Source organism: Mesorhizobium loti, assembly GCA_014189435.1.
Lineage (GTDB): Bacteria > Pseudomonadota > Alphaproteobacteria > Rhizobiales > Rhizobiaceae > Mesorhizobium > Mesorhizobium loti_G.
Genome location: CP050293.1, coordinates 2,291,563 through 2,310,706, shown reverse-complemented (window position 1 = coordinate 2,310,706; position 19,144 = coordinate 2,291,563). Strand labels below are relative to the sequence as shown.

20 protein-coding genes and 1 pseudogene are annotated in these 19,144 nt (G+C 62.9%); 10 read left to right on the top strand and 11 right to left on the bottom strand.

Annotation, left to right across the window (positions count from 1 at the left end; translation table 11 throughout):
* The first annotated feature begins 72 nt into the window (after positions 1 to 72).
* Positions 73 to 825 carry a hypothetical protein gene (locus tag HB777_11055; protein QND64393.1) on the top strand — a complete coding sequence of 251 codons (753 nt, stop codon included), beginning with the start codon at positions 73 to 75 and terminating at the stop codon, positions 823 to 825.
* A 15-nt stretch (positions 826 to 840) separates the two neighbouring features.
* Here the strand turns inward: HB777_11055 and HB777_11050 are convergent, their stop codons facing one another.
* Complete coding sequence (locus HB777_11050; protein ID QND64392.1) at positions 841 to 996, bottom strand: hypothetical protein; 156 nt, start codon at positions 994 to 996, stop codon at positions 841 to 843.
* A 32-nt stretch (positions 997 to 1,028) separates the two neighbouring features.
* Positions 1,029 to 1,445: an RNA polymerase-binding protein DksA gene (gene dksA, locus HB777_11045; GenBank protein QND64391.1), complete on the bottom strand. Its 417-nt coding sequence runs from the start codon at positions 1,443 to 1,445 to the stop codon at positions 1,029 to 1,031.
* 333 nt (positions 1,446 to 1,778) lie between these two features.
* On the opposite strand from dksA, the gene HB777_11040 reads away from it, so the two are divergent.
* The 4 genes and pseudogenes from HB777_11040 to HB777_11025 all read left to right on the top strand — a co-directional run bounded on the left by HB777_11040 (position 1,779) and on the right by HB777_11025 (position 5,619).
* Positions 1,779 to 2,282 (top strand): histidine phosphatase family protein, encoded by a 504-nt coding sequence (locus HB777_11040; protein QND64390.1) that lies wholly within the window; start codon positions 1,779 to 1,781, stop codon positions 2,280 to 2,282.
* 63 nt (positions 2,283 to 2,345) lie between these two features.
* Positions 2,346 to 3,823 (top strand): annotated as a pseudogene (locus HB777_11035) (GTP-binding protein YcjX).
* On the top strand, positions 3,820 to 4,929 hold the full coding sequence (locus HB777_11030; protein QND64389.1) for a TIGR01620 family protein: 1,110 nt from the start codon (positions 3,820 to 3,822) through the stop codon (positions 4,927 to 4,929). Before HB777_11035 ends, HB777_11030 begins: the two are co-directional and overlap by 4 nt.
* Before the next feature lie 135 nt (positions 4,930 to 5,064).
* Positions 5,065 to 5,619: a hypothetical protein gene (locus HB777_11025; GenBank protein QND64388.1), complete on the top strand. Its 555-nt coding sequence runs from the start codon at positions 5,065 to 5,067 to the stop codon at positions 5,617 to 5,619.
* A gap of 77 nt (positions 5,620 to 5,696) precedes the next feature.
* On the opposite strand, the gene HB777_11020 is transcribed toward HB777_11025, so the two are convergent.
* The 3 genes from HB777_11020 to HB777_11010 form a co-directional block, all read right to left on the bottom strand.
* Entirely contained in the window at positions 5,697 to 5,963 is a 267-nt protein-coding gene (locus HB777_11020) for a hypothetical protein (protein QND64387.1), read from the bottom strand.
* Positions 5,964 to 6,143: 180 nt separating this feature from the next.
* A complete protein-coding gene (locus HB777_11015) occupies positions 6,144 to 7,352 on the bottom strand; it encodes an MFS transporter (protein QND64386.1) in 1,209 nt (402 codons plus the stop codon).
* Positions 7,353 to 7,411: 59 nt separating this feature from the next.
* On the bottom strand, positions 7,412 to 8,356 hold the full coding sequence (locus tag HB777_11010) for an AraC family transcriptional regulator (GenBank protein ID QND68736.1): 945 nt from the start codon (positions 8,354 to 8,356) through the stop codon (positions 7,412 to 7,414).
* 279 nt (positions 8,357 to 8,635) lie between these two features.
* Between HB777_11010 and HB777_11005 the strand changes: the two genes are divergently transcribed.
* From HB777_11005 to HB777_10995, 3 genes are all read left to right on the top strand, one after another.
* Entirely contained in the window at positions 8,636 to 9,979 is a 1,344-nt protein-coding gene (locus HB777_11005) for an IS1380 family transposase (protein QND64385.1), read from the top strand.
* 315 nt (positions 9,980 to 10,294) lie between these two features.
* Positions 10,295 to 12,130, top strand: a complete 1,836-nt coding sequence (locus HB777_11000; protein ID QND64384.1) for a potassium transporter — start codon at positions 10,295 to 10,297, stop codon at positions 12,128 to 12,130.
* A 14-nt stretch (positions 12,131 to 12,144) separates the two neighbouring features.
* Positions 12,145 to 12,690: a DUF924 family protein gene (locus HB777_10995; protein ID QND64383.1), complete on the top strand. Its 546-nt coding sequence runs from the start codon at positions 12,145 to 12,147 to the stop codon at positions 12,688 to 12,690.
* Between the two features lie 164 nt (positions 12,691 to 12,854).
* Here HB777_10995 and folK read toward each other — a convergent pair whose 3' ends face one another.
* Genes folK through folP form a run of 3 tightly spaced genes read right to left on the bottom strand, consistent with a single transcriptional unit; the run spans position 12,855 to position 14,565 of the window.
* Complete coding sequence (gene folK / locus HB777_10990; protein ID QND64382.1) at positions 12,855 to 13,367, bottom strand: 2-amino-4-hydroxy-6-hydroxymethyldihydropteridine diphosphokinase; 513 nt, start codon at positions 13,365 to 13,367, stop codon at positions 12,855 to 12,857.
* Positions 13,351 to 13,710, bottom strand: a complete 360-nt coding sequence (gene folB / locus HB777_10985; GenBank protein ID QND64381.1) for a dihydroneopterin aldolase — start codon at positions 13,708 to 13,710, stop codon at positions 13,351 to 13,353. Before folB ends, folK begins: the two co-directional genes overlap by 17 nt.
* A 3-nt stretch (positions 13,711 to 13,713) precedes the next feature.
* On the bottom strand, positions 13,714 to 14,565 hold the full coding sequence (gene folP / locus HB777_10980; protein QND64380.1) for a dihydropteroate synthase: 852 nt from the start codon (positions 14,563 to 14,565) through the stop codon (positions 13,714 to 13,716).
* Positions 14,566 to 14,673: 108 nt separating this feature from the next.
* Between folP and HB777_10975 the strand changes: the two genes are divergently transcribed.
* Both HB777_10975 and HB777_10970 read left to right on the top strand, forming a co-directional pair.
* The gene (locus HB777_10975) at positions 14,674 to 15,291 is read left to right on the top strand and encodes a DUF922 domain-containing protein (GenBank protein QND68735.1); all 618 of its coding nucleotides are present in this window, start codon (positions 14,674 to 14,676) and stop codon (positions 15,289 to 15,291) included.
* A gap of 222 nt (positions 15,292 to 15,513) precedes the next feature.
* Positions 15,514 to 16,995: an MFS transporter gene (locus HB777_10970; GenBank protein QND64379.1), complete on the top strand. Its 1,482-nt coding sequence runs from the start codon at positions 15,514 to 15,516 to the stop codon at positions 16,993 to 16,995.
* Positions 16,996 to 17,100: 105 nt separating this feature from the next.
* On the opposite strand, the gene HB777_10965 is transcribed toward HB777_10970, so the two are convergent.
* The 3 genes from HB777_10965 to HB777_10955 form a co-directional block, all read right to left on the bottom strand.
* Positions 17,101 to 18,129, bottom strand: coding sequence for an NAD(P)/FAD-dependent oxidoreductase (locus tag HB777_10965; GenBank protein QND64378.1), 1,029 nt, complete (start codon positions 18,127 to 18,129; stop codon positions 17,101 to 17,103).
* Positions 18,130 to 18,224: 95 nt separating this feature from the next.
* A complete protein-coding gene (locus HB777_10960) occupies positions 18,225 to 18,545 on the bottom strand; it encodes a (2Fe-2S)-binding protein (GenBank protein ID QND64377.1) in 321 nt (106 codons plus the stop codon).
* Positions 18,546 to 18,657: 112 nt separating this feature from the next.
* Positions 18,658 to 19,026: an Hpt domain-containing protein gene (locus HB777_10955; GenBank protein QND64376.1), complete on the bottom strand. Its 369-nt coding sequence runs from the start codon at positions 19,024 to 19,026 to the stop codon at positions 18,658 to 18,660.
* Between the last annotated feature and the right edge of the window lie 118 nt (positions 19,027 to 19,144).

Below are 19,144 nucleotides of genomic sequence, written 5' to 3'. Positions count from 1 at the left end.
AAACGCAACTTGCGGTGGCCCGCCGCAACGGTCTAGTGTCGCATCACTTCCAAGGGCAATCAGGGGTAACCGATGCAATGGCTGGATAGCGTGGCGGGCCCTGGTTATGCCGCAGCACTGTTGTGGACGTTTGCAGCACTTGTCCTGCTGGTCATCGTTCTCATCATCATCAAGCTGGTGCGCAATCTGACGTTCGGAACCTTCGTTGCCGGCGGCCGGAACCGCAAGACGCGGCTGGCTGTCATGGATGCCACCGCCGTCGACAGCCATCGCCGGCTGGTGCTGGTGCGCCGCGACGACATCGAGCACTTGCTCTTGATCGGCGGCCCGACCGACGTCGTCGTCGAGCGCGATATCCGTCTTTCGGCGCTACGCCGTCCGGCACTGACCGGAGACGGCGGCTTGCAGCCGGTCCCGGCCACCGCGGCTCCGGCAGCAAGGCCGCGTCCGCCGCAACCCGCTCCACCGCCGGCAAGACAGGCACCCGCTCCGCAGCCGGTGAACACGGCGCCGCCCGCCCGCCCGCGCCAAATGGCACCGGCACCGGCACCCGCGCCAAAGCCGGTGGCGCAGCAAAGCTACCAGCCGACCAATGTCACGCCGCTGCCCGCATACGGCTCCGCCAATGCCAATGTCGTCAGGCACGCGCCACCGCCTCCACCTGTGCAGGACAGCATCGACGACACGCTGATGAGGGAACTCGAAGTGTCGCTCGACCAGCCCCGTTCGGGCGGCCCGGTGGGCAAACCGGTGGCGAAGGCGCCGCAATCGCTCGACGATGAAATGACCAAGCTTCTCGGCGAACTCTCCAGCCAGAAGAGATGAGCGGCCGCTGAGTCGCTACCCCACGCGAAAATCATAACCGGTTTGGCTGCCGAACCACCTTTTGGAAGGCCCATACGTCAAGGGCTTGTGGATTTCGTGCGCCTGAACGGTGGATGCCGCGCCAAAAGAAATGGCCGGAAAACCGGCCATTTCAAAATCAACGTCGCTCATGACGGCTGGTCGTGCGCTGCCGACCTTGGCCCTCAGTCGTCGCGGTAGACTTTTTCGCGGCGCTCATGCCGCTCCTGCGCTTCGATCGACAACGTCGCGATCGGACGCGCATCGAGCCGCTTCAGCGCGATCGGCTCGCCGGTTTCCTCGCAATAGCCGTAGGTGCCTTCGTCGATCCGCTGCAGGGCGGAATCGATCTTCGCAATGAGCTTTCGCTGACGGTCGCGGGCCCTGAGTTCGATGGCACGGTCGGTTTCCGAAGAGGCGCGATCGGCCAGATCGGGGTGGTTGGCGTTCTCTTGCTGCAGGATTTCCAGTGTTTCGCGCGCTTCGCGCAATATGTCGTTCTTCCAGGTGACGAGCTTTGAGCGGAAGTAGGATTTCTGCCGCTCGTTCATGAACGGCTCGTCTTCGGAGGGTACGTAATCGGCGGTAACGATGTCGTTCATTCGACTCACCCAAACTGCCCCAAATTTTGCGCCTATATATTCGTCGCCCGACGCCTGCACAAGCGCAATCGGCCGCTGTCTCACGCAATTGTTAATGTGCACCGGCGCGCGCCTTTGCAGCAGCGTACGGTCGCTTTGGTACCAAACTACGCTGCGACACTTTGGATCCGGCGAAACATGCTTTCCGAAGATCGACCGTGATCTTCGGGCCGATGCACAGGCGCTTCTGCGGCACCACAGCATGGTGATTCGCTGTGTTCGAAGCACACGGGCCATTGTGCGCAACGCCGTTCTCGTGGCTAATCCCGGAAGGCTTCGGCATTCGGAGGTTGGGTGAGCAGGCTTTATTTGTTGCGACATGCCAAGGCTGGCTGGGCGCTGCCCGGCATGCGCGATTTCGATCGCCCGCTCGATGCATCCGGCCGCGCCGATGCCGAAATGATGGGCGCCGCCATGCGCTCCCGCTTCTATGTTCCGGACCTGACGCTGTGCTCCAATGCCAAACGTGCCAAGGAGACGCTGGAAGGCCTGGCCGGCCAGACCGACACCGGCCGGGTCCTGTTCTTCGACACGCTCTACAGCGCGGACGCGGCCGGTTACCTCCACCTTATCAGGGACAATGGCGGGGTGGGTTCATTGCTGGTCATCGGCCACAACCCGATGACGGAAGATCTTGCCATGGCGGTTTCGGGCGACGGCGAAGAGACGGCGCGGGTCACGCTCAACCATGGGTTCCCGACCTCGGGCCTGGCGGTCGTGCGCTTCGACGGTGACCTCGCAAAAGCCGCCCAGGGCGCCGGCTATCTCGAAGCGTTCCTGACGCCGGCCGATCTCTGAAGCCATTTCAAAGCCCTGATACAGAGCCTATATCGGACGGACCGAAGTCCGAGAGAGCATATTTTGGCATCATCGCTGACCACCTTCACCGACGAGGCGAGGATTGCCCTCGACACGCTATCGGGCCGCGCCACCGGGCTTTTTCCCCATCGCTGCGCCTCGGCGTGACCGGATTGTCCCGCGCCGGCAAGACGGTGTTCATATCGGCCCTTGTCCACAATCTGATCCATGGCGGGCGCCTGCCGCTGTTCGAGGCGCAGAAATCGGGGCGCATCGCCCGCGCCTTTCTCGAGCAGCAGCCGGACGACGCCGTGCCGCGCTTCCAGTACGAGGATCACATCGCCGCTCTGGTCAACGACCGCGCCTGGCCCGATTCGACGCGCGCCATTTCGGAACTGCGGCTGACCATCGAATATGAATCGGCCTCCGGCTGGAGCCGCATGTTTTCCTCAGGCAGACTGTCGGTCGATATCGTTGATTATCCCGGCGAATGGCTGCTCGATCTGCCGCTGCTCGGCAAATCCTTCGCCGATTTTTCGCACGAAGCCTTCGAAATGGCCGTTCTGCCGGTGCGCGAGGACCTGTCGCAGGCCTGGCGAGGGCTGTCGGCCGGGATCGACCCGAACGCCGATGCCGACGAAATGACGGCGCGCCGGTTGGCCGAGAGCTTCGCCGCCTATCTGAAGGCGTGCAAGCTCGACGAGCGCGCGCTTTCGACCTTGCCGCCCGGCCGCTTCCTGATGCCCGGCGATCTCGAAGGCTCGCCGGCGCTGACCTTCGCGCCCCTGGCTGGGATTGGCGACAGGCGTCCGCGCCCAGGGTCGCTGCACGCCATGATGGACAGGCGCTACGAGGCCTATAAGACGCATGTCGTCAAACCCTTCTTCCGCGAACACATCACCCGCCTCGATCGCCAGATTGTGCTGATCGACGCCATGCAGGCGCTGAATGCCGGCCCCGGCGCCATGGCCGACCTGGAGCGCGCGGTGACCGAGATCCTCAGCTGTTTCCGTCCCGGCCGGGGCAGCTTCCTCACCGACCTGTTCTCGCGGCGCATCGACCGCATACTGGTTGCCGCGACCAAGGCCGACCATCTGCATCACGAAAGCCATGACCGCCTGCAGGCGATCGTGCGGCGGCTTGCCGACCGCGCCGTGGCCCGGGCGAATTTCACCGGCGCCGATGTCGATGTCGTGGCCATGGCGGCGGTGCGCGCGACGCGCGAAGGCACCGTCAAGCAGGGCCGGGAGACGCTTCCCGTCATCATCGGCACGCCGATCGCCGGCGAGAGGATCAACGGTGAAACCTTTGATGGAAAGACAGAAACAGCCATATTTCCCGGTGACTTACCGGAAAACATTGATGCTGTTTTCGATGTTTCGGGAGCCGATCACAAGCAGGACTCCGCGGACCCGGCGATCCGCTTCGTCCGTTTCCGTCCCCCAAAGCTCGAACGCACGGCCGAAGGCGTTACGCTGTCGCTGCCGCATATCAGGCTCGACCGTGCCTTGCAGTTCCTGATCGGAGATCATCTGGCATGACCGCGCCCCGCAAGCCGGCTGCATTCCGCATCGAGCCGGAAGCCACATCGAGACAAGAAGCGCCGGAGACGCACCGCGCCCAGACCGGTAGCCGTGTCCAGGCCGACACCCAGCGCAAACCCCGCGCGATGAAGACCGATGTCGCGATGGTCATACCGGCGGAAGTCGACGTCTTCGACGAGCCTGACATCATTGCCGCGGAGCCGCCACCGGCCGTCGCCCCCAGGAAACGCTCGCTGCTTGGCAGCATCTTCTTCGGCGCCTTTGGTGTGCTGGTTTCGCTGGCTGTCGGCCTGTGGACCGATCAGCTCATACGCGACCTCTTTGCACGCGCCGAATGGCTGGGCTGGCTGGCCGCGGGCATGGCCGCCATCGCCGTGCTGGCGCTTGTGGTGATCCTGATTCGCGAGTTCCTGGCCATCGCCCGCCTCGCCGAGGTCGAAAAGCTACAGAAGCGGGCGCTCGATGCGATCGCCCGTGACGATCCCAAGGCGGCACGATCGGTCGTCGACGAATTGTCGGCCTTTGTCGCGGCCAAACCCGAGACCGCGGCCGGCCGGCGCGCGCTGGCCGAACTGCGCGGCGAAATCATCGACGGCGGTAACCTGGTGCGTCTGGCCGAAGCCGAAATTCTCGGGCCACTCGATGCCAAGGCAAGGGTGATGATTCTCGAGGCCGCCAAACGCGTCTCGCTGGTGACGGCGGTCAGTCCGCGCGCACTTGTCGATGTCGCCTACGTCGTGTTCGAGGCCGGGCGGCTCATTCGCCGCCTGTCGGAGCTCTATGGCGGACGGCCAGGAACGCTGGGTTTCTTCCGCCTGGCGCGCAGCGTGCTGGCGCATCTGGCGGTCACCGGTTCGATCGCGGTCGGCGACAGTTTCGTCCAGCAGATCGTTGGTCACGGCCTGGCGGCGCGCCTTTCGGCCAAGCTCGGCGAGGGCGTCGTCAACGGCATGATGACGGCGCGCATCGGCATCGCGGCGATGGAGACGGCGCGCCCCCTGCCCTTCAGCGCCGCGAAGCGTCCCGGACTGGGCGATTTCCTCTCGGCGCTGACATCGTTTGCAACCAGGAAAGATGGTGAAACAACCTCGTCCGGCAAGTGAGCCGGGCTGGAGCGTTTGGACCTGCGGAATTGTCACCGGACTGCTTTGCGGCGGCGCCGCGGTGACGAAGCATTAACCAATCTTGTTCATGGTCAGACGGGTTCCAAACAGCCTCTTTGTTGCCGGGTGTCGTCGATGAAAAGTGTAATACTATCCAGCGTCCTGCCCCTGGCAACCGTGATCACAGCTCTCGTCGGCATTGCCGGAGCGGCCTCCGCGGCGGAGCCGGACAAGCAGTTCTTCCAGTCGGCGGAAGGCAAATGGATCGGTCCCGGCGAAATCGTCGCCGGCAAGTACAAGGGCACCAAGTTCAACTGCAGCTTCACCGGCTCGACGCCGGACGGCAAGGTCGGCATGTCGCTCGACGGCGGCTGCCGGGTCGGCATGTTCACCCAGCCGATGTCGGCCAAGATCGAGCGCAAGGGCCGCGAGGGCTACAAGGGCAGCTTCATGGGTGGCGCGACCGGTTCGGGCCTCGACATCATCGGCGGCAACGTCGTCGATGCCCGCAAGGTGGTCTTCACCATCAACCGCAACCAGCTGCGCGGCGTCATGCAGGCTCGCATCCCCGACGACAATTCGATGACGGTGACCATTGCAGTGCGCGTCGACGACCAGTTGGTGCCGGTGATCGGCATGAGCCTGAAGCGCGTCGACGCCGTCGAAGTCGGCTCCATCACGCCGAACTGAACAATCATCGATCCCTGAAAACAAAGAAGCGGCGACCCAACGGTCGCCGCCTCGTTTGAACCGGTAGAATCAGGGCGTTAGCCCTTGATTGCGGCCGTCACTTCGTCATACGCCTTGCAGGCGTCGGCCAACGTCGTGGCGCCCTGATACTTGGTTGTCACCGCCTGGACCTTGGCGGTCAGATCAGCCGCCTTGGACGGGTCCTTGGTGATCGCTTCCTGCAGCGCGGCAGCCATGTCCTGCGCCTTCTTGGTCGCGATCTCCGCCGTGCACTCAGGCGCCTTCGAGCAAGCCGAACCGGCAAGCACCGCCAGGCCGACGGCAACAAACAAAAACTTCTTCATGTCAGTCATCTCCTCAAAAGGGCGCGACTTGATCGTCGCTCACCCTCCAATGGCCGAAGCCGAGCGTCCTTAGCCTTCGATTGTGGCAAGATGCAACGTGTTCCCGGTGTCAACTTGTGTATCGCGCCTGCAACATCGCCAGCGGCAGGATTCAGGCTATTGTGTCGGCGGCAGCAAAGTTCAGCTGCGTGGCTGCAGCAGCGCCAAGACGGCTGTCGATGCGGCAAGGATAGCAGTCAGAGTCAAAGGCGCTGTAGGGCCATAGGTGTCCACAACATAGCCGCCGACAACCGCGCCGATGGTGATGGCGATCTGGAAAGAGGCGACCATCAGGCTGCCCGCCGCTTCCAGCGCGTCAGGAGCTGCGCGAGACAAATTTGTCGGCAGCACCACCGGCGCCATGCCGAAGGCGAAGCCCCACAGCGTAGCGAAGCCAAAGGCAACGCCAATGTGCACGCCCCAGAGAACCAATGCCAGCGCCGCAAACGCCATCAATGCGGCGGTAGCCACGAGAGCAACGTGGATATTGGCGTCGGCCATGCGGCCACCGGCAATGTTGCCGATCACAGCGGCGATGCCAAATCCCAGCAACGCCAGGGCAATTGGCCCGGTTGCAAGGAGAGTCACGTGTTCGAGGAAAGGACGCACATAAACCGAGCCGGCAAAATGCCCCGTCATCAGCAAAAGGATAGCAAGCATACCGAGTTGAATGCCACGCCGCCGTGTCAGCCGAAGGACGTCTGCAAGACTATTGCTTGCTGTTGCAGGCAAGGTCGGCAGACTAAGCAATTGCAGCAGCATGGCAAGCAAGGCCAACCCCGCTGTCATGGCCATGGCGCTGCGCCAACCCAGCCAGTCGCTGATCAACGCGCCCATCGACGGTGCGGCAATGGTTGCGAGCGAGACGCCGAGGGTGACGATAGCCATGCCCCGCCCTGTCGCATTCGCGCCAACCAGCCTTGCCACGACGGCGACCGAAAGTGCCCAGAAAGCGCTGAGAGCGATTCCCAGCCCGGCCCGGCCCAGCAACAACAGCCAGAAATTGGGCGCCAGCGCTGCGAGAACATTGGAACCGACTGCCAAGGCGCTAAGGCCAACCAGCACCGTCTTGCGGTTCAATCGGCCGATGAGAACATTGCTCAACATGGCCGTCACGGCGCCGACGGAAGCGGTGGCGGTGACGACCTGCCCGGCCGTCCCCTCGCTGATGCCGAGATCGCGTGCCATTGGCGTCAGCAGACCTGCGGGCAGGAATTCGGCCGACACCAGGGCAAAGCTGGTGGCCGCCAATGAAACGACCGCGAACCAGGTGGCTGCGCTCCACGCGGCTGGCGCACCGGCATCGACGTCTATCGCCGCGTCTTCAAGCTGTAATGTTGTGTCTGTCACGGAAAGATCTCCAAAGTTTGGAGGTCTTCATAGACGAGCCACTTCGGATGATATGTACCTCAAAATCCGAAATTCATGTCTATTCGTCCGGGAATTGTGCGACGCACAACGCCCGGCGAGACACTGGTGATGCGCTTGAACGCGCGAGCGAAGGATGCCTCGGAATCATAGCCTAAACGGGTAGCGACCTCGGCCACCGACAAGCCGTTTTGCCCTAACAACTCGCGGGCAAGCTGCATGCGCAGACGGGCGAGATAGCGTGCAGCACCCTCCCCCAATACAGCGCTGAAGCGTTCGGCGAAAATCGAGCGCGATTGGCCTGCCAGGCTGGCGAGGCTTTCCAGCGTCCAGTTATGGCCGGGGTCTCGGTGCATGGCTGCCAGAGCGCGGCCAATATGAGGGTCGCGGATGGCTGCGAGCCAACCGGTGGTCGAGGCTCCCGTGCAATTGACCCAGCAGCGAATGAGCCGGGCTGTCAGCAAGTCCGCCATACGCGACAAGATGGTGGCGCTGCCCATCTGCGGTTGCGCGGCCTCCACGGTCATAGCCGCCAGCAAAGGACCAACGACCGGGTCATTGCCGGCCACGTCGCAACCCTTGATGATAGGCGGCATCAACATGATCAATGGGTTAAGCGCACAGGCGCCCAAGGCCATGGAGCCGCAGAAGAGGGTGCTTGTCGCGCCTGTGCCTTCCCGTACCACTTCGCAGACGTTGCTTCCCAACTTGGTCACCTGGCAATCATCGAGCGAGCCGCCTGCAACGTCCGGCGCGCTGGCCAGCCGATGGGCGATGCCTTGCGGCAGCAGCGCCAGATCGCCATCGCGCAACTCCTGCCAGCCTTGCGCTTCGCTATGGATCCAGCATGGACCCTGACCGACAAAGTGAAAACGAAGCAGCGGTTGTTCCGGGAAGGCGATGCTCCATGGATGTCGAAGCTCGCAGCGGCCATAGCTGACGCCACTCAAGCGAAAGTCTTGTAGGACTTCGCTGAGCGCATCCATCGGAATATGTGGCGCCGAAGACGGTCGGGACGAATAGTCAGGCATTTCATAATTATAGATACCGAACGTCCGGCAGGCAAGCGGAGACCTGAGGCGTTTGCCCCGACCTGTTCTACACAATCGTCTTTCCGGCCACTTTCAGCGCGCGCCGTACTTAACCCGTCTTATGCACGACGTTGCGTCTGAGAGGTTGGCGGATGTAGCCTAAGCGATTGATTTAGCGTAGGATTCGGTTGTCTAAGCCAACCCTGCCACCGCCTCTCGCGAGCCACACCCGCCATGACCGATGATACGTTGCTGCCGCTCTCATTTCCAGCCGTTGGACGCAAGAAGATCACAGCTGCGTTTGACGGCGGACGCATCACCTCGGATGGTGGCGTCATGCTTTTGGCAGCGGCCGAGCGACGCCTGCAACTGGCCGACAGGCTGGCCGCCGCGATCCACGATCCGCGCGATCCAGCGCGGGTGACGCACGCCATGGCCGACATTGTGCGCGCCCGCATCTTTGCGATCGCATGCGGCTACGAGGATGCCAACGATCTCGACCGGCTGCGCACCGACCCGGCCTTCAAGCTCGCCTGCGGGCGGCTGCCCGACAGCGGGATTGATCTGTGCTCGCAGCCGACATGCTCGCGCCTCGAGAACCTGCCCGACCTGCGCACCGTCATCCGGCTCGGCTGGGTGCTGGTCGATCTGTGGCTGTCGAGCTATGCCGCGCCGCCCAAAAGCGTCACGCTCGACATCGACGACACGGTGGATGTCGTTCACGGCCATCAGCAGCTCTCGCTGTTCAACGCCCATTACGACGAGCGTTGCTTCCTGCCGATCCACATCTACGACGCCGCGACAGGACGCCCGGTCGCCATGATCCTGCGTCCTGGCAGGACCCCGGCGGGCAAGGAGATCCGCGGCCATCTGCGCCGGCTTGTCCGGCGCATCCGCGCCCGCTGGCCGACCACCCGCATTCTGATCCGCGGCGATGGCCACTATGGCCGGGCGCAAGTCATGGCATGGTGCGAGGACAATGCGGTCGACTACCTCTTCGGATTGCCCGGCAACAAGGTTCTCCAGCGTCTCGTTGATGAAGCCGCCGACGATATCCGCACCCGCCGCGCGCTCGAGCAGAAGCCGGTGCTGCGCGGCTATGCCGAGACCCGATACAAGGCGAAATCCTGGAGGACGGAACGCCGCGCCTGCGCCCGCATCGAGGCAACCACCCTCGGCCTCGACATCCGCTTCGTCGTCACCAATCTCGACAAAGGCTCCGCCGAGCATGTCTACGATGTGATCTACTGCGCCCGCGGCCAGGCCGAAAACCTGATCAAGATGCACAAGAGCCAGCTCGCCTCCGACCGCACCAGCTGCCGCTCACCGATTGCCAACCAGGTCCGTCTCGTCCTGCACACCGCCGCATACTGGTTGATGCTCACCCTGCGCGAGGCAGTGCCCACGACCCATCATCTGTGCAACGCCGAGTTCTCTACACTGCGGCTCAGGCTTCTCAAGCTCGGCGCCCGCGTCACCGAAACCGTCTCGCGCATCCGTCTGGCCTTCGCCGCCGCCTGTCCCGAAGCAAGTCTGTTCCGAACGATCGCCATCACGCTGCAGCCCGCAGGGCCATGAGCGCCGGGGCATCAAAGCCCCACCGAACCCGATACCTTGACCCTCCAGCGCGTTCCAAAGTCCAGTCTCAGCTGCGGTGAAAAAGACGCCTCACACCTTCATGACCGAACGCCAAGCGGCAAGGAACCAGGCCGCTCGTGAATAGGACGGGTTAAACGCAGGAATGCGCCAGCGCGTGTCTGGCAGTCCTTTGGGGCGGCGACAAAACGCTTCCAGACCATAGGTTTAATGAGAACAAACTGAGATTATGAGCCCAAGAAGATGCTGTAGTAATCTAAATGAACGAATCGGCCCTCGAACAAGCGGAATGGCGGCATGGCGGTAGAGGCATCGAGCAGCGATCTGGTTCAAGTGGTGGCGCTGCTTGCGGCCGGCGTCGTCGCCGTTCCGATCTTCAAGCGCATGGGCCTCGGCTCGATCCTCGGCTATCTGGCCGCGGGCGTGGTCATCGGCCCATTCGGCCTCGGCGTCTTTTCCGAATCGGAAGCCATTCTTCATGTCGCCGAGCTCGGCGTGGTAATGTTCCTGTTCATCATCGGGCTGGAAATGCAGCCGTCGCGGCTGTGGGGCCTGCGCCGCGAGATCTTCGGCCTCGGCGCGCTGCAGGTCGGCGTCTGCGCGCTGCTGCTGACCGGTGTCGGCGTGGCGGGAGGGTTTCCGATCGCGCAATCCTTCGTCGCCGGCGCCGGCTTCGTGCTGACTTCGACGGCGATCGTCATGCAGCTTCTCGAGGAACGCGGCGAAATCGCAGCACCGAAAGGCCAGCGCATCGTATCGGTCCTGCTGCTCGAGGATCTGGCCATCGTGCCGTTGCTGGCCCTGATCGCGTTTCTGGCGCCCGGTGGTGCCGACACCAGCCTGTCGGAGCGGCTGACCGAGGTCGGCATTGGCCTCGCCGCGATCGTCGGCCTGGTGGTGGCCGGCCGGTATCTGCTCAATCCGTTCTTCCGCATCCTGGCAGATGCCCGTGCCCGTGAGGTGATGACGGCGGCGGCACTTCTGGTCGTTCTGGGATCCGCGCTCGCCATGCAACTCAGCGGCCTGTCGATGGCGATGGGCGCCTTCCTGGCCGGCGTGCTTTTGTCCGAATCGACCTTCCGCCATCAGCTCGAAGCCGACATCGAACCCTTCCGCGGCATCCTGCTCGGTCTGTTCTTCCTTGCCGTCGGCATGTCGCTCGACCTGCACGTGGTCGCCGCGAACTGGCGGCTGATCGCCATCTATGTCGTCGCCTACATGGTGATGAAGGCGTTCGGCATCTACATCGTCGCCCGTATCCTGAAGTCAGGCCACCGCGAAGCGCTTGAGCGCGCGGTCTTCATGGCGCAAGGCGGCGAATTCGCGTTCGTCCTTTATTCGGCGGCCGCGGCAGTCGGCATCATCGACGGCAACGCCAACGCGACGCTGACGGCGATCGTCATCATCTCCATGGTGCTGACGCCGCTGGCGATCATCGCGCTGCGCTATCTGACACCGCGCGACGAGCAGTCGCTCGACGGGGTCGATGTCGCCGATGGCCTGACCGGCAGCGTGCTGGTCATCGGTTTCGGCCGCTTCGGCCAGATCGCCAGCCAGCCGCTGCTGCTGCGCGGCATCGACGTCTCGATCATCGACAATGATGTCGAAATGATCCAGGCGGCGGCCGATTTCGGCTTCAAGGTCTATTATGGCGACGGCACGCGGCTGGACATCCTGCATGCCGCCGGCGCCGGCCGGGCGCGCGCCGTGCTGATCTGCGTCGACAAGGCCGATGCCGCCGTCCGCATCGCGGAACTCATCAAGGCAGAGTTTCCTTTGCTCACCGTGCTGGCACGCGCTTTCGATCGCGGTACCGCGCTGCAGCTCATTCGCGCCGGCGTCGACTATCAACTGCGTGAAACCTTCGAATCCGCCCTTGTTTTCGGCGGCTCGGCGCTGGAATCACTGGGTGTCGATCCCGAAGACGTGGCTGAAACGATCGAAGACGTCAGGCGCCGCGACACCGACCGCTTCGAAACCCAGCTTGCCGAAGGCATTCGCGCCGGACAACGCTTCCTGAGGGGCAATATCGGCACGCCGATTCCCACACCGCTCTCCACGCCGCGCCGCCCTGGTCAGGCGCTCAACGAAGAGACCGCCGGCGTCTTGCACAAATCCGAACCCGCCGACTGAGCAAGGAACGAGGCATGGAATTGGACAGCAGAGCCCTGTCGGTCACCAAATTCTGGCGCGATGCCGGCGAGGACGCGTGGTTCGAGAAGAATGAGGCCTTCGATGCCGACTTCCGCGACCGCTTTCTCGATCTGCACTATGCCGCCGCGCGGCGTGAATGCGACGGCTGGCTGGAGCATGCCGAAGGCGCGCTGGCGCTGATGATCCTGCTCGACCAGTTCCCACGGAACTGCTTTCGCGGCACCGGCCACATGTACGCGACCGACCCGCTCGCCAGATATTTTGCCGCAAAGGCGATCGCCGCCGGCCATGATCTGGCGCTCGAGCAAGAAATCCGCGTCTTCCTCTATCTGCCATACGAGCATTCGGAACTGCTCGCCGACCAGCATATATCGGTCGATCTCACCCAGGCCAGGGCCGAACCCTATCTCAAATATGCTGTCGAACACCGCGATATCATTCAGAATTTCGGTCGTTTTCCGCACCGAAACAAAATGCTTGGCCGCGAAGCCACGCCGCAGGAGCAGACGTTCCTGGATGGCGGCGGATTCTCGGGTTAAAGACTACGCTGCCGCCCGCTCCAAGGTGTGTTGAGATTCAGGTCAGGCCGCGTCGAAAACGGTGGGGTACGAGAACCGGAGCGGAGCGTACTTTTGGCTACGTGAGCACCGGAAGCGCAGGAACTCGCCGTTTGCAGGCCGGCATCACCTGAATATCAACGCACCTAGGCCAACCACCAATCCCGGCCGGATGACAAGCGCTCGATGCCGGAGGTGTCGACGGCGACCAACCGGTCCGTGATGCTGCGGCCACTGATAACCAGGCCGGGTGCGATCTCTGCCAGCGGCGCCAGCACAAAGGCACGCTCCAGCATGCGCGGATGCGGCACCTCCAGACCGGTCTCGTGGATGACGCGGTCGCCGAACACCAGAATGTCGATGTCGATCAGCCGCGGCCCCCAGCGCTCCTCGCGCACCCGCTTCAGTCTGCGCTCAGCATCGAGGCAAAGGTCGAGCAAGGCACGCGGCGCAAGTCCGGTGGAAATTTCCGCAGCCGCGTTGAGAAAGTCCGGCTGATCGAGCTTGCCCCAGGGCGGCGTACGGTAGAGCGACGAGACGCCGGTGACGCGCGTGTCCGCGTCGGCATCCAGCATGCGCAGCGCCGCGCCCATTGATTTCGCCGGGTCGCCAAGATTGCCGCCAAGGCTGAGATAGACCGTGCTATTCGGGCCAGACAACGGTCACCTCGACGTAATCGAGCACGCCGGGTACCGGGGCGTTCGGCTTGCGCACCGTGATCTCGGCTTTCTTGATCTGCGGAAAACGCGTCGTCAGCGCACGGGCGACCTCGAGCGCCAGGGACTCGATCAGGAAACGGCGCTGCCCGGTGATGATCTTTTCGATCACCGTGAACGCAATGCCGTAGTTGACGGTGTCCTCGATGGAATCCTCGACAAGCGCCCGGCCGGGATCGACGGTGAGAGCTGCATCGACATAGAAGCGCTGGCCGAGCCTTTCCTCCTCGTCCAGCACGCCGTGCCGGGCAAAGAAAGCGCAGTTCTTCATGCGGATGACGTACATCGCTCAGTTTCTCGCCCGGTCGGTTTGACGCGCCAGCATAGCATCTGCGAGCGCCAATGCGTCCACGTTGAATGCGACATCGTGGACGCGAAACAGATCGGCGCCCTTGAGCCGCAAGATGACGCTGGTCGCCGCTGTTCCAACACCTCTGTCGGCCGCATCGCGGCCGGTGACGTTCCCGATGAAGCGCTTTCGCGACGTACCGGCCATCAGCGGCAAGCCGAGCGTATGCAACTCCGAAAAGCGAGCCATCAGGTCGAGATTTTCCTCCGCCGTCTCCTTGGCGAAGCCGAATCCGGGATCGAGCACGATATGGTCGTCGGCAACGCCGTTCTGGCGCGCGATTTCGAGCGATTTCCGCAGGAATGCCAGCTGATCGGCAATCACATCCGGCAGCTTCTGGCGATCTCGCCCGGTATGCATGATGACAAGCCCGGCGCCGGTATCGGCCGCGACACGCGCGATGTCGGGCTCGCGCTGCAAACCCCAGACATCGTTGACGATATGCGCACCGGCGGCAACCGCAAGCCGCGCCGTTTCGGCGCGATAGGTGTCGACCGAAATCAGCACCTCGCCGGCGCCCGCCAGCGCTTCGATCACCGGCAGGATGCGGGCCTGTTCCTGGCTGGCCGATACCGCGGCGGCACCGGGGCGGGTCGATTCGCCGCCGACATCGACGACCAGCGCCCCTTCCCCGATCATGCGCCGTGCCTGAACCAGCGCTTTTTCGGGGGCGTCGAACAGGCCGCCGTCGGAAAAGCTGTCGGGCGTGACGTTGAGGATGCCGACGACCACCGCCTTGCCGCCAAGGTCGAGATGGCGTCCATGTGCCAACTGCCATTGCCTAGCCGTCATTGCTCATCAACCATGTGTGATCCCTGGCGGATCAATTCCGTTGCGCCGGCAACGGCCGTAAAGCAAGGTGGTCGAAGAGGCAACATGATGAAGCGATCCATGCCCGGCATGAAACAATCCTTGGCTTGCGCGCTGCTGCTCGCCGTGACCCCGCTCCCGGCGAGTGCGGCCAATCTCGTCAAGACGTACAGCTACTTCGCCATTGGCGGCAGTACGCTGGAAGACATCGAGGCACAGCTTTCCAAACGCGGGCCGGAGGTGAAAAGCACGGGCACGCGGCACCCCGGCGCCACCCAGATGGCCTTCACCACCCGCATCAGCTATGCACAGACATCGAACTCCTGCCGGATCGCCGACGCTGCAGTGACCGTCAAGGTGAAGGTGATCCTTCCGGAGTGGCGCCGTCCGCGCAAGGCCGATGCCGATGTCAGGCTGTTCTGGGATACGCTGTCCGCCGACATCAAGCGCCATGAGGAGCGCCATGTCGAGATCGCCAAGAACCATGGCCGCGAACTCGAAGAGGCCCTGAAAGCCACCTATCCGCAAAAGAACTGCGACGCCGCCAAGGCCAAGGCCGCCGCAATCACTGCGGCTGTTCTGGCCAGCCACGACCGGGCCCAAGTCCAGTTCGACCGTGTCGAAAGCGTCAATTTCGAAAGCCGCATCCTGAGGCTGCTGCGCTACCGGATGGAGCGCATCGGGAACGGCCAACTGCCGCCGGCCTGAACGCACTCGAACTGACGAAAGCCAAATTCGCCGAAGCGTAGTGCCAGTTTCGAAAAACTTTCGAGCCCCTGTCGAAATCGGCCTATATGGGACGACATATATCAGGCTCGCCAGACGCGAACTCAAAACACGCGAGCTCAAAACGCCAATGCGATCAAGACGGTCAAAGGACCGGAACGGCCAAACAGCGCCGGCAGATCGCAAGCTTACGGATGAACGATCATGGACCAGGCTGTCGACAACAAAACGATGGTGGAAACTGGCACGCCGCTAACCGAGCGCGAAAAGAACGCCATCATCGGCGGCGTGCTCCTGTCGATGCTGTTGGCGGCACTCGATCAGACCATCGTCGCACCAGCCATGCCGACCATCGGGCATGCGCTCGGAAACGCACAATATCTGCCATGGATCGTCACCGGCTACCTGCTGACCGCAACCGCCGTGGCTCCGCTCTATGGCAAGATCTCCGATGTCTATGGCCGCCGGCCGACCGTCTATGCCGCGATCCTGATCTTTCTGGCGGGATCGCTGGTCAGCGCGATGGCCCCCAACATGTTTGTGCTGGTTGTCGGGCGGGCGATCCAGGGCGCCGGTGGCGGCGGCTTGTTCGCTTTGACACAGACCGTCGTCGGCGACCTCGTTCCGCCACGCGAGCGGGCACGTTATGCCGCCTGGTTCTCCGGCACATGGGCTGTCGCCAGCATTGCCGGGCCGTTGCTCGGCGGCACCTTCGCCGAGCATCTGCACTGGTCGCTGATCTTCTGGATCAATATTCCGCTTGGTTTTCTTGCGATGGCGATCATCAACAAGCCGCTCAAGAAACTGCCCATCGCCGCCAAGCACCATCGTATCGACGGCCTGGGCGCCCTGCTTCTGATCATCGCCACGGCGCTGTTGCTCCTCGCATTGAATTGGGGCGGCAGCGCCTATCCCTGGATTTCGCTTGAGGTCATCGGCGTTCTCTGCGGCTCAGCGATTTTCTGGGGCGCTTTTGCCCTGCGGCTGATGCGAGCCGCCGAACCGCTCATCTCGCTCGAAGTGCTCGGCAATCCGATCGTCCTGGCAGGCACGCTTTCGATGTTCCTGCTTCAGGCCGCAAGCGTCGGCATGGCGGTGTACCTGCCTGTCTATCTCCAGTCGGTGCTCGGCCTGTCAGCAAGCCAGTCGGGCATCGCAATGCTAGGACTTCTGCTGGGGACCGTCGGCGGCGCTGCGTTCAGCGGGCGTATGATACCGCACTTCACCCACTACAAGCGCATTGCAATGGTGGGCGTCCTCTTCAGCATGGTTTGCCTCTGCCTGCTGGCCCTTGTCGCAGGGCATGCATCGCTGCTGGAAGTAGAGGTTTTGACGATTTGCATCGGGTTGGGGACCGGAACGACGTTCCCTGTCACCACCGTATCGGTCCAGAACGCCGTCGACCGCATGCATCTTGGCGTCGCGACGGGCGTGCTGACATTCCTGCGCTCGCTGGGCAGTGCCCTGGGCGTCGCGATGCTCGGCGCGGTCGCTCTGGGCTATGGCCTGCCGCTTGCCGGTGAAGGCGTGCGGATTACCGGCCATGCCGCATCGGTCGAGCCGTTCGTGATGATCTTTGCCGTCGCCGCCGCCACATTGCTGCTGGGGCTGATCACGCTGACGCTGATGCCCGAAAAGGCGCTTCGCGGTTATGCCGACGATGCAGCTCCGATCCTCGCGGAGTAAAACCTAATGCATGTCGCCCAAAAGTGGTCCCGGTTTTGAGAGAACGACATGCATAAAACAAAGACCTAAAGCGCGTCGGCTGAATCCGTTCAAACGCGACGCGCTTTAGCCGGAGACGCCGAGCTTCTTCTGCAGGCTGGTCGACGAGGTCGTGTACTGGAAGACGATGCGCTCGCCAGGGCTGATGATGCGCTTGGCGGCCTGCGCCATCAGCGCCACCTCGTGGAAACCCGACAGGATCAGCTTCAGCTTGCCGGGATACCAGTTGATGTCGCCGACCGCGAAGATGCCTGGCACCGATGTCTGGAACTTCTCGGTATCCACTGGAATGAGGTTCTCGTGAAGATTGAGGCCCCATTCCGCGATCGGACCCAGCTTCATGGTCAGGCCGAAGAACGGCAGCATGCGCGTGCAAGGCACCTCGACGTCGCCATCCGGCCCCTTGATGGTGGCCGATGACAGCTGGCCGTCGGCGCCGGTCAATCCGGTCACCTGCCCGACCTGGAACTCCAGCTGCTTCATCTCCTGCATGGCATACATCTTGTTGACGCTGTCAGGCGCGGCGCGGAACTCAGGCCGCCGGTGCACCAGCGTCACGCTCTTTGCCACCGGCTGCAGGTTGAGTGTCCAGTCGAGCGCCGAGTCGCCGCCGCCGACAATGACGAGGTCGTGGTCGCGAAAATCCTCCATCCGGCGCACCGAATAGAAGACGCTCTTGCCTTCGTAGGGCTCGATGCCCGGGATCGGCGGGCGCTTGGACTGGAAGGAGCCGCCGCCGGCTGCAATCACCACCACCTTGGCCTCGAACACCTCATTCTCGTCGGTGGTGACGCGAAAACTGCCGTCCTCCAGTCTTTCCAGGCTGGAGACCATGCGGTTGTAGGTGAAATCAGGCTTGAATGGCGCGATCTGCTCGAGCAGTTTGTCGACCAGTCCCTGCGCCGAGATCGAAGGCCAGCCGGGAATGTCGTAGATCGGCTTTTCCGGATAGAGTTCCGCGCATTGGCCGCCGGGCCGGTCGAGAATGTCGATCAGGTGGCATTTCATGTCGAACAGGCCGAGTTCGAACACGGCGAACAGGCCGACCGGCCCTGCCCCGACAATAAGCACGTCTGTCCTGGTGATGTCGGTCATGCCTGTGCCTCGCTGCGAAAACAGCAGGACACTGCATGACCATTGCTCCGCTGCCAAGCCGCAGCGGTAAAAATCAGTTGGCAAAGATCCTGCGCTTACCCCTGACGGGCTGGCACGCGGACAACAAGGCCGTCAAGCGCATCGCGCACCTTGATCTGGCACGACAGCCGTGAGTTTGGCTGGACGTCGTAGGCGAAGTCCAGCATGTCCTCTTCCATCGCTTCCGGCTCGCCGACTTCAGCCGTCCATGCTTCGTCGACATAGACGTGGCAGGTAGCGCAGGCGCAGGCGCCGCCGCATTCCGCCTCGATCCCGGGCACGGCGTTGCGAATCGCGTTCTCCATGACCGTCGAGCCGTTCTCGGCGTCCATGTCGAAATGTGTGCCGTCATGGGCGATGAAAGTCAGCTTGGTCATTTGTCACCTGAAGGGAGTCTCAGCCGAGATAATCACTCCGGCGAGCAAGTCAACTGCCGCGCGAAAGCGCCGCTCCGTGACGTTTTTCCGCAAACCGGGTTTAGCGCCGGATTCAGCGATTGATGGCGGCGATGAAATCGCGCACTTCGTCGATCAGCGTACCAAGCCGCTTGAGCGTCTGGTTGTCTTCCGGCTGGCGCTCTATCTCGGTGACGCAATCGGCAATGGCAAAGGCGCCGACGCCCCGTGCCGAGCCCTTGAGCCCATGGGCGAGCAGCAGCCGGTCCTTGATGTCGGCGTCGACTATTCTGTCGCGCACCGACAGCGCCTGTTGTACAAACAGCGCCAGCACTTCCTGCTCGAGGCCGCGGTCGCCCATCGTCTGGCGGGCAAGGTGTGCCAAATCGACCGGCCGTGACCGCCTTGGTCCGGATACGTCGCCCCCGGGCATTGAGAAGGCAATGCCGCTTTCGCCACGCATGAACTCGAACTCCGTTTCTTCGATCGCCCAAAAACCTAGGCGAATCCAATGGACAACGGGTTAATGAATGGCCGGGAAAAATGTTGGCAAAACGGCGCCCAAATCACGGTTGCGTTAA